Here is a 14,794-nt window from a genome sequence, read left to right on the forward strand (position 1 = left end):
CGTGGCGCTGAAGCCCGAGCCGACCGCGCCGTTCCACTCGGTGCAATACGCTCTGCGCGTTCTGGAGACGATCTCCAGGCACGGTGGCGGAGTGACCGATGCCCAGATCGCGCGCGAGACCGGACTGCCCACCGGCCATCTGTCGTCCATGCTGCTGATGCTGCGCCGCGAAGGCTATGTGGAGCAGGTCGCGGACGGGGCGTACGTGATCGGCGACTCCCTCGTCCTGCTGGGCTCCGGAGCCACCCGGCGGGAGGCCCTGGAGCGCAAGCTCCAGGAGACCCTGACCGAGCTGCGCGACTCGGTCGGCGCCGCGGTCTACATCAGCCGGTACATCGACGGCGAGGTCAAGATCACGCAGTTCGCCGACGGCCCGAGTGCGCCCAAGGTCAACGAGTGGGTCGACTTCCGCTCGGCTGCGCACGCCAGCGCGGTCGGCAAGTGCCTGCTGACCCAGCTGGACCAGAACGGCCGCCGCGATCACCTCTCCCGCCACCGGATCGCCCGGCTCACCTCCCGGACGATCACGAACGAGAAGATCCTCTTCTCGAAGCTGGACTCCCAGCCGCCCACGGTCCCGGTGCTGGACCTCCAGGAGTACGCGGTGGGCACGGTCTGCGCGGCGGTGCCGCTGACGGCCGGTTCCGCCGTGGGCTGCCTGGCGCTCTCGCTCCCGATCGAGCACGCCCACCGGCTGCGCGCCGCGGCCGACACCCTGAACCGCAGAGCCGCTCCGGTGGTGCTGTCGCTGGCGCTGTAGGCGCGCGGCGGCGCGGACCGGTGCCGGGGCCGAGAGCGGTGGCCAGGAGCACCCCCGGGACCAGGTAGTATTACTTCTGTCGTCAGCCGCCGAGAGCGGCGAGAACGGCAGCCCGCGCCGCTAGCTCAGTTGGTTAGAGCAGCTGACTCTTAATCAGCGGGTCCGGGGTTCGAGTCCCTGGCGGCGCACAACCTTGGCAGAGGCCCTCGCAGTTGCGAGGGCCTCTTGTCGTCGTACTGCGAGACGCCGGTTCGGCGGACTCGCCCCTCCGCTCAGCCGCAGCAGCCGTCGCGGCGCATCTGCTCGGCGACCGCGTGCCAGTGCGACGACGCCGCCTCGGGCCGGGACACGGCCCGCCGGCCGGGGTGCCGGTACGGCTTCTCCAGCGTCTCCCGGTCATGGATCCGGCCGCCGACCATGACCTTCGTCACCTTCGCAAGATCGTCGATCCGGGTCAGCGGATCGCCGGTGACGATCGTCAGATCCGCGAGCTTGCCGGGCTCGACCGTGCCCAGATCCCGCTCGGCGCCGAAGACCCGGGCCGCGTTCACCGTCGCCGTCAGCAGCGCCTCGGCGGGAGTGAAGCCGTACCGGACGAGCGCACGCAGCCCCAGGTGGAGGTGGATGCCCACCGGGGTGATCGGGGTGTCCGTGCCCAGCGCCAGCAGACCGCCGGAGGCGAGCACGGCACGGCAGGTGTCGACCTCCCGGCGCAGGGCGAGCCGCTCGATCGCGGTCGGCGGCAGCTCGGCGCGGGCGCTGATCGCCTGGGCGTCCCAGGGCGGCATCATCGCGGTGACCCGGGTGTCGTCGACCAGGTCCGGGGTCTCGGCGAGCAGGGTGATCGCGGTGAACGGGGTCTCCAGGAGATGGAAACCGCCGGTCGCGTACGTGGCCACGGTGTCCTGGTGGGTGTGGCCCTCGGCGGTCGCGCCGTGACCGTACTCGGCGCGTTCGGTGGCGATCAGATGCGAGGTCAGATCCTGACCGGTCTGGATGCCCTGGGCGCACAGATGCGAGCCCGATCGGACACCGAGCCGGTCATGGCCGAAAGCGGCGGCTTCCTCCATCATCGGGAAGGGGGCGCGGACGTACGTCTTCACGAAGTCCCAGTCGAGGGCCGCCCCGCGGGCCAGCGAGCGCCGGAGTCCGGCGCGGGTGCGGTGGGGGCGGCCCATGCTGTAGGCGACGCGGGAGCCGTCGAGGAGTTCGCCGGTGGTGAGCAGCCGTGGGCCCGCGAGCCGGCCCGCGACGATGTCCTCGCGGAGGCGGGCCTGTTCGTAGGAGAAGCCGGCCAGCGCGACGGTGGTGGTGACGCCGTAGGCGAGTTCGAGTGCGGTCTGGCGGGCGCCGTAGGTGTACTGCCAGGGGTGGGTGTGGGTGTCCCACAGGCCCGGCAGGACCGTGTGCCCGCGGGCGTCCACGGTGCGGGCGGCCCGGCGGGCGGGGCGGTGCGGCTCGACGGCGGCGATCCTGCCGTCCCGGACGAGGATGTCGACGCCGTCCCGGACCTCGGCCCCCGTGCCGTCCCAGAGGCGGCCCGCCCGGACCACGGTGTCGACGGGTGCGGGGCGGCGGTAGCTCAGCTCCACGGGGACGGTGCGTACGTGCCCGGGCGCGCCGTCGTCCAGGGTGAGCAGCCGCAGGCGGGCGTTCGACAGATACAGCAGCGTGCGGGAGTCGGCGGCCCAGGTGGGATGGTCGGCGGGTTCGTCCGTGAGGCGGCGCGGCTCCCCCGCCGGGCTGCCGTCGGGCCGTACGGGCAGCAGCCACAGCGCCGACTCGCTCACGCACGCCATCCACCGCCCGTCCGGGGACCAGGCGGGCCCGGAGGCGTAGCGGTCGGAGAGCGAGACGTGCGGCGCGAGGGCGTGCAGCCGGGAGGCGCCGTTGCTGGTGTCGACGACCCGGACGAGGTTGTAGCCCTCGCGGAAGCGGAGGTTGAGCCGGTTGCGGTCGGCGTAGGCGAGGTACCGGCCGTCCGGTGACCAGCTCGGCGGGCCCGGCAGCCCGCCGCCGCCGAGCGGGGCGGCGAGCGCCGTGTCCTGGCCGGTCGCGAGGTCACGTACGACGAGACGTCCCGCGAGATCGAGGCTCGCGAGGCGGGTGCCGTCCGGGGACAGCGCGGGGTGGGCGCGTCCGCCGGCGGCCAGCAGGGTGTCGGCGCCGCCGTCCAGGTCGTGTCTGCGCACCGAGTTGAGCCCGCCGTCGCGGTCGTCGACGTAGAGCAGTGCCGTGCCGTCGGGAGTCCAGGCCGGGCTCTGGAGGTAGGTGTCGGGCGCGGCCGACCGCACCTTGCGGGGCCGGTCACGGCCCGATGTGGGCACGGTCCACAGGGAGTTGAGCGACACGAACGCGGCCGTACGCCCGTCCGGCGAGAGCGCCGGGAGGTGGATGCCCCGTACGGGACGCGGACGGTCCGGCTCGAAGTCGTAGGACTTGACGCGGTAGCGGGGCCGCCTGAGCGGGAGCTCACCGGCGAACTCGACCGTCTCGGCGGCGCCTTCGCGGTGCGGGCGGATGATGCGGAACCGGCCGGCGACGGTCAGGAGCAGCCGTTCCTCGTCGACCCAGCGCGGTGGCACGGGAGCGATCTCGCCGTCCACGGAGACCGGTTCGCCGTCGACGACGAGGACGACCTGTTCGTAGCGCACGGTGGACGGGACGGTGCGCAGCCAGGCCCTCCGTCCGCCCGGGGACAGCGCGGGGGTCAGCAGATTGCCCGGTCCGGTCTCGGTGTGCCAGGCGGTCACCGGGCCGTTCCCGCCGGCCGGTACGGAGGCGAGGGTGCGCGAGCGCAGCATCGCGCCGTCGAGCGCGGCGCGTACGAAGACGACGCCGGTGCCGTCCGGGGACCAGACGGGGTCGAGGTCCTCCCAGGGGCCGCTCTGTACGGGGCCCTCCTGGCCGGGGAGTCCGGTGAGCCGGGTCAGCGCGCCGGTGCGGGTGTCGACCGTCCAGATGCGGTACGGGCTTCCGTCGACCGGGTCGCCGCCGCGCTCGGAGGAGAACACGATCCGGCGGGAGTCCGGGGACCAGGCCGGTGCCCGGTCGTCCCACGGCCCGTCGGTGAGCTGCCGCAGTCCCGACCCGTCGGCGCCCATCACCCAGATGTGGAACTGGCCGCCTTTGAAGCAGGTCATGGCGACACGGCTCCCGTCGGGCGAGGCGACGGGGCGGCCGGGCTCCAGATCGGGCGGGGTGAGGGCGGTGGCGGACGAGCCGTCGCGCGGGATCCGCCACAGGACGTTCTGCACCTCGGCGACGAGCGGGGCGGCGGGTCCGGAACCGGTGGGGGTGGCGGCGCCGTTGGTGGCGGCGGTGAGGCGCAGACGGGTGGTGCTCTCCCCTGCTTGTGGGACCGCGGCGGCGGGGAGCGCTGCCGCAGGGAGCGCTCCCGCGGGGATCGCGGTCACCGCCACGGCGGTCCCGGCGGCGGACTGCAGGAACTGTCGGCGCGGCATCGACGGCACGGGCATCCCCCTGGTTCGGGTGGGTCACCTGGTTCGGGTGGGTCACCTTCGCTCCACTCGTACCGGGCGTGGGCGGCGACGTCACCAGGGCGTGCCCGTGCCGGGAACAGATCCGGCCATCCGGCGGCGGGTGGGGTCCGCCCGCCCGTGTCGGCCGTGTCGGCACCGACGGCCGAGGGCCCGGTGGCCCCGTCGGCGCACGTCAGCGGTGCAACAGCGCGGCCCGGTCGTGGGTCTCGTACGCGCGCAGCAGCGCCGCCTCGTCCTGCGCCGTCAGGACGCGGTACCGCCGTTCCGTTCCCGGGCGCCACCACACGGGGTCGTCGCAGCGGAAGCCCTCGCGGCGCAGGGCGACTCGGTGGATCTTGTTGGTGGCGGTGAGGGGGAGACGGGGTGCGACGCGGACGAAGCGGGGTGGCATCTTCGTGCCGAGATCGGGCTGGGCGTCGAGGAAGGCGGCGAAGTCCGAGGGGTCGAAGGTCGCGCCGGCGCGGAGGCTGAGGGCGCACATCACCTGGTCGCCGGCGACCGGGTCGGGGACGGCGTAGACCGCGACGCCCGCCGCCGCGTCCCAGCGGGCGAGGATGTTCTCGATGAGCGCGGCGGCGAGGTTCTCGCTGTCGACGCGGAGACGGTCGTCCGTCCGGCCGGCGAAGTAGAGGAAGCCCTCCGCGTCGCGGTAGAAGAGGTCTCCGCTCCAGTACCAGCCGCCCCTCAGCCGCTCCGCTTCCGCCGGGGCGTTGCGCCAGTAGCCCTCGAAGGGGCTGCGGCCGCGGTTGACCAGCTCGCCTATCGCCCGGTCGCCGTTGAGCAGCCGGCCCTCGCCCGAGAAGCGCGCGGCCTCGCACTCCACGCCGCTCGACGGGTCGACCACCGCGAGATCGCCGTCGGGCGCGGCCCGCCCGATCGCGCCGCGCGGGGTGTCCGGGGTGCGCTGGATCGCCGCGCCGCCCTCGGAGGAGCCGTAGCCCTCCACGAGCCGGGCCCCGAACCGCGCCTCGAAGCGTTCCGCGTCCACCGCCCCGGCCTCCGTGCCGAAGCCGAGCCGCAGGGTGTGGTCCCGGTCGTCGTCGCGTTCCGGGGTGGCGAGCAGGTACTGCACGGCCCGTCCGACGTAGGTGAAGTACGTGGCCCCGTAGGCCCGTACGTCGGAGAGGAAGCACGACGCGGAGAAGCGGCGCCGCAGGGCCACGGACGCGCCCGCGAACAGCGCGGGCGCCCAGTCGGCGATCACGGCGTTCCCGTGGAACAGCGGCATGCAGATGTAGTGGACGCCGTCGGACCGCAGGCCGAAGTGGCCGACGAGCGCGCCTCCGGCGGCCGCCAGCCGCCCCTGGGTGCAGATCGCGGCCTTGGGCGCCCCGGTCGAGCCGGAGGTGAAGTAGAGCAGCAGCCGGCTGCCGGGCCGCACGGGGCGGCCCGGCAGGGCGGCGATGTCGTCGGGCCTCGCGCCCTCGTACGGTGCGAGGAGTCCGGCGTAGGCATCGCTGTCGGTCACCAGCACCCGCACGCCCGGCAGTTCGAGACCGTCGAGCAGGGGAAGGTGCGCGCGCTCGGTGACCAGCACACGGCATTCGGTGTGCGTGATGTCGCGGGCGAGTTCGGCGCCCCGGCGGGTCGGGTTGATCCCGGCGACGGCGGCCCCGGCGAGGGCCGCCGCACTCAGCCAGAGCGGGAACTCGGCCGTGTTGTCGAGCAGGATCCCGAGGTGCGGCTCGGCGCCCCGGGGCAGCAGGTCGGTGAGCAGTGCGGCCCTCGCGGCGGCGCCGGAGGCGACCTGGTGGTGGCTGAGCACGAGATCCTCGTGTCTCAGCCCCACCCGGTGGTCACCCCATCGGCGCTGGACGAGCTCCGCGACGGTCGTACCGCTCGTACCGTTTCCCGTGACGCCCATGGGGCGGCACGGTAACTGACCTCCTGTCAGAACTGAACGTCCGAGCAGGCGTAGAACGCGTTCGCGGTGTCATGGACGGTCCACACCGCCAGGATCACGTGCCGGCCGGACTTCGACGGGAGCGTGCCCGAGTGGCTGAGGCTGCTCGGCGGCTGCTGACCGTTGTAGGGCAGGGTCAGGAACGGCTGGGGGTCGAGGGCCGCGCGGGTGAGCGGCTGGTTCGGGTTCCACCCGTTCTTGGTGATGTAGTACTTGAAGTCGGTCGTCCTGTGGTTGGCCGTGAACGTCCACCGGAAGGTGTAGTTCTGGCCCGAGGAGACCTTGGTCGTGGGCCAGGCCCCGCCGCGCGGGTCGTCGAGCTGCGCGAAGCGGCTGTTGCCGCCGGCGCAGATCGTTCCGTCGGCCGGACCCGCCGCCGGGAAGCCCTTGAGCCCCTCGACACTCTGCGGCTCCCACTGGATGTCGCCGCAGTTCGTCACCGTTCCGTTGGCACAGTGCTTCTGACGACTGAGCGGACTGTCGGTGTAGCCGTGACTGCTGGCGCTTCCCGTGGCGAGCAGGGTCGTCCCCGCCACCGCGAGACCCACCATGGCCGCGCCTATTCGCTTTCGCATGCTGTCGCTCCTGGAAGTACGTGGGGGAGTTCGGAGTTCCGTGAGCCGTGCCGTGCAGCTGCGCTTGTGCGGTCGTGCATATTCCGGTCTAGACCAAGTCCCAGATTATTGACGAACTTTGAACATGTCCAGACCAATCACGGCGTCTCCGCGGACCCCGCCCTCGCCGTGCAGAAGGCGACCGTGAGATCCCGGACGAGGGCCTTCCGCTCGTAGTCGTCGAACTCCACGAGCCCGCGCATGGTGAGCCGTTGCACCGTGTCGTCCACCGCGTCCACCACCGAGTCCAGCACCGTGTCGCGGCGTTCCGCCTCCAGGGCGGCGATACGGAGACGGCGCATCGCCGCGGCGACCTCGGGCGCGTACTCGATACGCGTCGGCTGCGCGGAGAAGACGTCGATCCCGACCGGGGCGCACTCCGCCGACAGCGTCTTCGTCAGCGCGTCACCGACGGCCTCGGCGTTGCGCAGCGTCGGGCGCAGCTCGGGCACGGAACCCGAGCCGTCGGACGAGGGAGCGGCGTCGGCGGGAAGCTGGGAGAGCACCCGGGCCATCGCCGCCTCGACCTGTTCGCGCAGATACGCCTCGTGGTCCGCGACTCCGAGCACCGCGCGGGCCGTGTCCCGGATGCGCCAGACGACGAGCACGACGGCTTCGAGCGCGGTGCCGTTGGCGTCGACCGCCGGCATCGGCTCGCTGCGCCAGTGCCGCAGGCGTACGTCGACACGGCGGCGCAGCAACAACGGGCTCACCCACATCAGGCCGGTACGGCGCACGCTGCCGCGGTACTCGCCGTACAGCGTCAGCACCCACGCGTGGCCCACCCGGCCACGGCCGAGCCCGCCCAGCGAGAACAGCGCGAGCGTCACCATGACCGCGAGCACCGCCCACTGGACGAACCCGAGGCCCCGGTACGGCCGCTCGGACACCCCGAACAGCGCCGTCACCTCCGGCGGGAAGGCCCCGGTCCAGTGCAGCACGGCCGCACAGCCGGTGACGGCGCTGAGCCCGGCGAGCAGTGCCGCCCAGCCGGGCAGGACCGGTCCCGGCCGCTCGATCAGCCGGGGGTCGGCCGGAGGCGCGGGCCGCCGGCTCGGCGCGACGAGGGACGGCGCGGCGCGGCGTCCGGTGGGCAGCGACACCCTCGGCATGGCGACCGTGTCGGGTCCTCCGTCGCCGTCGCGATCGCCGCCGCCCTCCTTGGCGGACCGGTTGATTCCGTTGGCTGCTTTGGTTCCGTTGCTTCCGTTGATTCCGTGGGCTCCGTGGGCTCCGTCGGCCCTGCTGGAACCGCCCGCCCCGCTGGCTCCGTTGACCCGGCCCGACCCGGCGGCCTTCTCCGCCGGGCCCGAGGTCGTCGCCACGGCGTCGCGGTACAGCAGATGCACGGGGATCGCGCCGGAGGTCTCGGTGCCGATCACGACCGTCCGCCGACCGCCCACGCCGCTGAACTGGCGCTCGAACCCGACGGGCGCCGGCAGGGCGTCACCCTTCGGCTCCGCGGTCCCGGTCCCGGTCCCGTACTCGGACGTGGGCAGGGACTTGAGCTCGGGCTTGAGCTCGGGCTTGAGCTCGGCCTCGGCTACGGATGCGGATGCGGATACGGATGCGGGGTCCGTCGGCGCGCCCGTGCTGGACGTGGGCAGGACCATGGTCTCGTCGCCCGGCTCGGACACGACCTGGGCCACGGCACGGGACCCGGCCTCGTCATCGGGGCCGGGCGGGTCACCGGCCGCGCCGCCCGGGGCCGGTAGCCCCGTGTGACGGACCGAGACCGACGCGGCCGTGAGCCGGCCGAGCGGGAGCGGTGGACCGGGAGGGTCCTCGGAAAAGGGAGTGGTGGGGGTCACCGCGGTTGCCTCCTCGCGGGATCGGTGCACATCGGGTTGGTGGGTCATGAGAAGAGCCGCCGCCAGGTCTCGGGGCCGGGGTAGCCGTCCGCCGCACCGCCGCGCCAGCCCTGGGCGCGCTGGAACGCCTCGACACTGCGGCGGTCCGCCTCGCTCCAGCGGGGACCGGGGGCGGCGGGGTCGGACGGGTAGTGCTTGCCGAAGCCCCGCTTCACCAGCTGCCGACGGAGCTTCTCCACATGGCTGTTCGACTGCCCGGGACGGAAGTGCCCGCGCCCGGGGTAGCCCGGTACGGATACGGCATGTGCGGACGCCGCGAGTCCGGACACGGTCGGTGCGGGGGCGGCCCGTCCGGCCGCCCCCGCGCGCAGGTTCTTCTGGCCCACGTCGTTCAGGAGGCGGCGCCAGGTGTACGGGCCGGGCAGGCCGTCCGCCTCCACGCCCGTCCAGCCCTGGGCGCGCTGGAACGCCTGCGTCGCCCGCCGGTCCGACTCGTCCCAGCGCGATCCCGGACCGGCCGTGTAGTGCTTGCCGAAGCCCCGCTCCACGAGCAACCTCCCGAGCTGGGTGACGTACTTGTTGTCCCTGCCGGGCCCGAAGACGCCCGTGCCCGGGAACGCGGTCGCGGTCGCGCCCGCGATCTGCGCACCGAGGGTCTGCGCGTCGGCCGCGGTGGCCGCGGCGTCCGCGGCGGTGATGCCCTTGAGTGCCTTGTAGCGGTAGGCCACATAGCTGTTGGAGTTGGTCCAGTACGCCATAGGCGTCACCTGCTTCCGGGCGTTCGGCTTCGCCTGCTCGTAAGCGACGTACTTGGTGTGCGCGCTGTCCGACCAGCCGCCGAAGAGCGTGACGTGGGATCCCTTGGACGGATTGCTCGGGTTGTGGAACAGCAGGATGTCGCCGGGCTGCAGGTTCTTGCGCTCGATCGGCACCCCGAACTGGGCCAGACTCCCCGTCCATTCGTTGCCCGGGAGGTTCCACGCCATCGAGACATAGCCCGAACAGTCCTGCCGGTAGCCGTCCACCCAGTACCTGCTCATGGAGTACGGCACCTTGGCGTTCACCCAGCGCTTGGCGCGGTTCATGATGTCGGCCCGGCTCATCTTGCGCAGGCCGGCCGTACCCGCCGGTCCGGGAATCGGGCTGCCATGGAGTGGCCCCTGTCCGCCCTGCGGGGTCTCCGGTTCGGGTTCCGTCACGGGCTCCGGTACGGGCTCCGGCTTCGGTACGGAGCCCGGCTTCGCCTCGCGCCGCCGCTCGCCCGCCCGCCCCGGCCCGGGTTCCGCAGGTCCACCCGGCCGGGCGCGGTCCACCCGGGCGGTGCCCGCGGCCGCCGCCGGTGTCCGCGCGGCCGTCGCCCCCACCGCCGTCGGCCCCGCCGCCCCGCCGGGGAGCGCCGACTTGGGGACCGTCGCCGACGCCGCCGGCTCCGGGTCCGCGGCCGGGGAGCGTGCGTCCCCGGGAAGGGCGAGCGCGTCCGCTCCCCCGCCGCTCAGGACCGCTCCCGCCGCGGTGACCAGTACGACGGCACGGCGGGCGCCGTGCGCGGCCGGGTGTCCCCCGGCCCGCACCGGCAGGGCACGGGCCAGCCGGCGCCGCTGCTGGGCGCACCCGGGGCAGGCGCAGTCGGCGGCGGGCTCGTACTCCTCGAACACGGGAACGGTCATCTGTTCCCCTCCAGATCCACCACTCTCATCCGTCATGACAAATCGCATTTTGACGGAGCAAAGCGAAAAAACGACCATCCGACAGGCCGGAAGCCGCAAGGAACCCGCAAGGGGATGGTCCGGAGCAGCCTCGGAGGTCGGGTAAAGTTCTCCGGGTCAGCAGGCGCCGCTAGCTCAGTTGGTTAGAGCAGCTGACTCTTAATCAGCGGGTCCGGGGTTCGAGTCCCTGGCGGCGCACGCAAACGGAAGCCCCTCACCATCGGTGAGGGGCTTTCGTCGTCATCGGCCGACACCGGGGATCCCGGCCGAGATGTGGACCCTTGCGCTCGGCGGTCGGGGTCATGGAACCTGTGCTGGGACCAATGACCCTCAATGGCGTCAATGGCTCCAATGAAGCATCTTTCTCCCGCATTTGGGGGCAGAAGGAGAGGATGCGTCGGTTGCATCGACCACGGGATGGGGGTCCCGTTCACGAACCGGTGCCTCGACGGGCATCATGCAACCGGAAGACCATCGTTTTATGTCTACGGGGACGGTGGCCTGCCATTGATGAGTCCGGGACGGTCGGCCAAGGGGAGCCCCGGTCCGGACCACACCGACCGCGCACAATCACGCAGCCATCAGGCATGCGGGGGGATGACTCATGACGTCGACGCCACATGGCGCCCGGCAGCAGGACAACGACCCTTCCCGTACCACACAGCTCCGGGTTCCCCCGCAGCTCAGGACGGGAAGCCACCGGTTGCGCCCCAAGAAGGCGCTGCCGCGGTACGACTACGAGCACTACAGCAGGCTGGCCGGTCCCCTGACCCAGCCCGACCCTTCGAAACCGTACAAGGTGCAGTACCGCTCGCTGCTGTCGCAGGAGCCGCACCGTGTCCGGGCCGCGCTGCTCCTCGGAGCCGCGCCGCTGGTCTCGCTGGGCCTGTTCGCCTGGCTGATGCAGCCGCAGCACTGGACCGAGCGCGACCCGAACCTCAAGAACGACCTGCTTCTGTGGCTCGACATCGTCATGCTCGTCTCGATCGGCCTGATCGAGCTCTTCCGCACGATGAACGTCCTGTCGAACGCGCACGCGACACTCGTCGCCCGTGACCCCGTCCCGGTCGTGCCGGAGACCGGCACGCGCGTCGCCTTCCTCACCTCCTTCGTGCCGGGCAAGGAGCCCCTGGAGATGGTGACGAAGACCCTCGAGGCGGCGGTGCGGATCCGCCACCGCGGGCTGATGCACGTCTGGCTGCTCGACGAGGGCGACGACCCGGCCGTCAAGGAGGTCTGCGCACGGCTCGGGGTCCACCACTTCTCCCGCAAGGGCGTCGCGAAGTGGAACCAGCCCAAGGGCGCCCACCGGGCCAAGACCAAGCACGGCAACTACAACGCCTGGCTCGAGGCGCACGGCGGGGACTACGACTTCTTCGCGTCCGTCGACACCGACCACGTGCCGATGCCCAACTACCTGGAGCGGATGCTCGGGTACTTCCGCGACCCGGACGTCGGCTTCGTCATCGGTCCGCAGGTCTACGGCAACTACGACACCTTCGTCACCAAGGCCGCCGAGTCCCAGCAGTTCCTCTTCCACGCCCTGATCCAGCGCGCGGGCAACCGCTACGGCTCCCCCATGTTCGTCGGCACGTCCAACGCCGTCCGCATCAGGGCGCTCAAGCAGATCGGCGGGCTGTACGACTCGATCACCGAGGACATGGCGACGGGCTTCGAGATGCACCGCGCCCGCAACCCCGAGACCGGCAACAAGTGGCGCTCGGTCTACACCCCGGACGTGCTGGCCGTCGGCGAGGGCCCGACCGCCTGGACCGACTTCTTCACCCAGCAGCTGCGCTGGTCACGAGGCACCTACGAGACGATCCTCAAGCAGTACTGGAGGGGCTACGGGACACTGCCGCCCGGCAAGCTCTTCAACTACACGATGATGATCATCTTCTATCCGATGTCCGCCATGAACTGGATCCTGGCGGCGCTCAGCTGCGCCCTGTTCCTCGGCATGGGCGCCTCGGGTGTGCAGATCGACCCGGCGATCTGGATGATGCTGTACGGCAACGCCTCGGCGCTGCAGATCGGCCTCTACATCTGGAACCGCCGCCACAACGTCTCGCCGCACGAGCCCGAGGGCTCCGGCGGCCTCGCCGGCATGGTGATGTCCGCGCTCTCCGCGCCGATCTACGCCCGTTCCCTGATGGACGCCGCACTGCGCCGCAAGAGCAGCTTCGTGGTGACCCCCAAGGGCGACTCCTCCAGCCCGGACACCCTCTTCGGCACCTTCCGCATCCACCTGTTCTTCATCCTGATCTTCGGCGGCTCGCTCGCGTCCTCGTTCTACTTCGGGCACGACCACCCCGCGATGATCACCTGGGCCGGCCTGGCCCTGCTGATCACCGCGGCGCCCATCTTCGCCTGGCGGTACTCCATCCGCGAGGAGAAGAAGAAGCGCAGGAGCCGGCGCCGTGCGAAGCCGTCGCGCGGCAGGGGCTCCGAGCCCGCGTCGCCGGCCGCCCATGACCCGCAGCAGCAGCCCGAGTGGGCCCCCGCGGACCAGACCATGCAGATCGCCCTTGGGGGACGTAAGAAATGAGTGCACTTCCCGTCCGGCCGAACCACCGCAAGAACCGGGCCCGGCGGATCCTGATCGGCGTGGCGGTCGTGGCGGTGATCGCCGGGTTCAACGGGCCGGCCCTGTACCGGTACGGCTCGGAGCAGTACCACGAGTACAAGATCAACCGGCCTGAGTACAAGGCGGAGAACGGCCACTGGGACTACCTCGAGGTCCCCTCCGAGTTCAGGATCAACACGATCCACGCGGCGTTGCTGCACACCGGCAAGGTGCTGCTGATCGCGGGCTCGGGAAACAACCAGAAGAACTTCGACGCGAAGAAGTTCGAGTCGGTGCTCTGGGACCCGAAGACCAACGGGTTCAAGCTCATACCGACGCCCAAGGACATGTTCTGCGCCGGGCACACCCAGCTTCCCGACGGGAAGCTGCTGGTCGCGGGCGGCACCAAGCGGTACGAGAAGCTCGGGGGCGACGTCACCAAGGCCGGCGGCCTGATGATCGTCCACAACGAGGACCCGGACAAGCCGATCACGCTGCCCGCGGGCACCAAGTTCACCGGCAAGAAGAACGGCAAGACCTTCGTCTCGAAGGACCCGGTGCTCGTCGAGAAGGCCAAGAAGGTCTTCGACAAGCAGACCGGCCGCTTCCTGCGCACGGAGGCGGGGCTCGGCCGCATCTACGTCGAGGCCGAGGAGTCGGGCAAGTCGTACGAGACCGGCACCGAGGACAACTACCGGGTGCACGGCCTCAAGGGCTCGGACAACCGCAACGTCTACGGCATCGCGCAGAAGCTCGCCCTCGACAAGAAGGACTTCCAGGGCATCAAGGAGGCCTACGAGTTCGACCCGGTGGCGGAAAAGTACATCACCGTCGACCCGATGAACGAGGCCCGCTGGTACCCGACGCTCACCACCCTCGAGGACGGCAAGGTCCTCTCGCTCTCCGGCCTCGACGAGATCGGCCAGATCGTCCCGGGCAAGGACGAGATCTACGACCCGAAGACGAAGAAGTGGGAGTACACGGGGATCGAGCGGCGCTTCCCGACCTACCCCGCGATCTTCCTGATGGACAACGGGAAGCTCTTCTACTCGGGTTCGAACGCGGGATACGGACCGGCCGACGTCGGCCGTGACCCGGGCGTCTGGGATCTGGACACCAACAAGTTCGAGAAGATCCCCGGACTGAGCGACCCGGACCGGATGGAGACGTCCGCGACGGTCATGCTGCCGCCCGCCCAGGACCAGCGGTTCATGGTCATCGGCGGCGGCGGGGTCGGCGAGTCCGAGAAGTCCAGCGAGAAGTCCCGGCTGGTCGACCTCAAGGAACCGAACCCCCGCTTCAAGGACGGCGCTTCGCTGGACAAGGGCACGCGCTATCCGAGCGCCTCGCTGCTGCCGGACGACAGCGTGCTGGTCACCGGCGGCTCGGAGGACTACCGCGGGCGCGGCGGTTCCAACGTCCTCGAGGCGCGCACGTACGACACGAAGTCGGGAACGTACAAGCGGGTGGCCGATCCGCGGGTGGGCCGCAACTACCACTCCGGGTCGGTCCTGCTGCCCGACGGCCGTGTGATGATCTTCGGCTCGGACTCGCTGTTCGCCGACGACGCCAACACCAAGCCGGGCGTCTTCGAGCAGCGCATCGAGATCTACACGCCGCCGTATCTGTACCGGGACGAGCGGCCGACGGTCACCGGCGGGCCGAAGAAGATCGAGCGCGGCGGATCGGGAACGTATCGGAGCCCGCAGGCGGCGAAGCTGACGTCGGCGAAGCTGATGCGGCCGAGCGCCGTCACGCATGTGACCGACGTGGACCAGCGCACGATCGCGCTGGAGATGACGAAGACGGCGGACGGCTTCGAGGTCACGGTGCCGAAGAACCGGTCCCTGGTGCCGTCCGGCTGGTACATGCTGTTCGTGACGGACGCCGACGGCACGCCGTCGGAGGGTGTGTGGGTGGAGGTCCCGTAG

General features: G+C 71.4%; 8 protein-coding genes and 2 tRNA genes. 5 read left to right on the forward strand and 5 right to left on the reverse strand.

Annotated elements, in window-relative coordinates:
- Position 1: 1 nt before the first annotated feature.
- Positions 2-760: an IclR family transcriptional regulator gene (locus tag OG766_RS12655; RefSeq protein WP_328725347.1), complete on the forward strand. Its 759-nt coding sequence runs from the start codon at positions 2-4 to the stop codon at positions 758-760.
- A gap of 114 nt (positions 761-874) precedes the next feature.
- Positions 875-948, forward strand: a tRNA-Lys gene (locus OG766_RS12660).
- A gap of 84 nt (positions 949-1,032) precedes the next feature.
- On the opposite strand, the gene OG766_RS12665 is transcribed toward OG766_RS12660, so the two are convergent.
- The 5 genes from OG766_RS12665 to OG766_RS12685 form a co-directional block, all read right to left on the reverse strand.
- Positions 1,033-4,239, reverse strand: a complete 3,207-nt coding sequence (locus OG766_RS12665) for an amidohydrolase family protein (protein WP_328725348.1) — start codon at positions 4,237-4,239, stop codon at positions 1,033-1,035.
- A gap of 196 nt (positions 4,240-4,435) precedes the next feature.
- On the reverse strand, positions 4,436-6,127 hold the full coding sequence (locus OG766_RS12670; protein WP_328725349.1) for an AMP-binding protein: 1,692 nt from the start codon (positions 6,125-6,127) through the stop codon (positions 4,436-4,438).
- A gap of 26 nt (positions 6,128-6,153) precedes the next feature.
- Complete coding sequence (locus OG766_RS12675; protein WP_266373905.1) at positions 6,154-6,741, reverse strand: lytic polysaccharide monooxygenase auxiliary activity family 9 protein; 588 nt, start codon at positions 6,739-6,741, stop codon at positions 6,154-6,156.
- A 137-nt stretch (positions 6,742-6,878) separates the two neighbouring features.
- Entirely contained in the window at positions 6,879-8,591 is a 1,713-nt protein-coding gene (locus OG766_RS12680) for an SPFH domain-containing protein (RefSeq protein ID WP_443045484.1), read from the reverse strand.
- Positions 8,592-8,635: 44 nt separating this feature from the next.
- Complete coding sequence (locus OG766_RS12685) at positions 8,636-10,258, reverse strand: peptidoglycan-binding protein (protein WP_328725351.1); 1,623 nt, start codon at positions 10,256-10,258, stop codon at positions 8,636-8,638.
- A gap of 163 nt (positions 10,259-10,421) precedes the next feature.
- On the opposite strand from OG766_RS12685, the gene OG766_RS12690 reads away from it, so the two are divergent.
- From OG766_RS12690 to OG766_RS12700, 3 genes are all read left to right on the forward strand, one after another.
- Positions 10,422-10,495, forward strand: a tRNA-Lys gene (locus tag OG766_RS12690).
- A 406-nt stretch (positions 10,496-10,901) separates the two neighbouring features.
- Positions 10,902-12,845 (forward strand): glycosyltransferase family 2 protein, encoded by a 1,944-nt coding sequence (locus OG766_RS12695; RefSeq protein ID WP_328725352.1) that lies wholly within the window; start codon positions 10,902-10,904, stop codon positions 12,843-12,845.
- Entirely contained in the window at positions 12,842-14,794 is a 1,953-nt protein-coding gene (locus tag OG766_RS12700; protein ID WP_266373899.1) for a kelch motif-containing protein, read from the forward strand. Before OG766_RS12695 ends, OG766_RS12700 begins: the two co-directional genes overlap by 4 nt.

Source organism: Streptomyces sp. NBC_00259, from assembly GCF_036181745.1.
GTDB lineage: Bacteria > Actinomycetota > Actinomycetes > Streptomycetales > Streptomycetaceae > Streptomyces > Streptomyces pratisoli.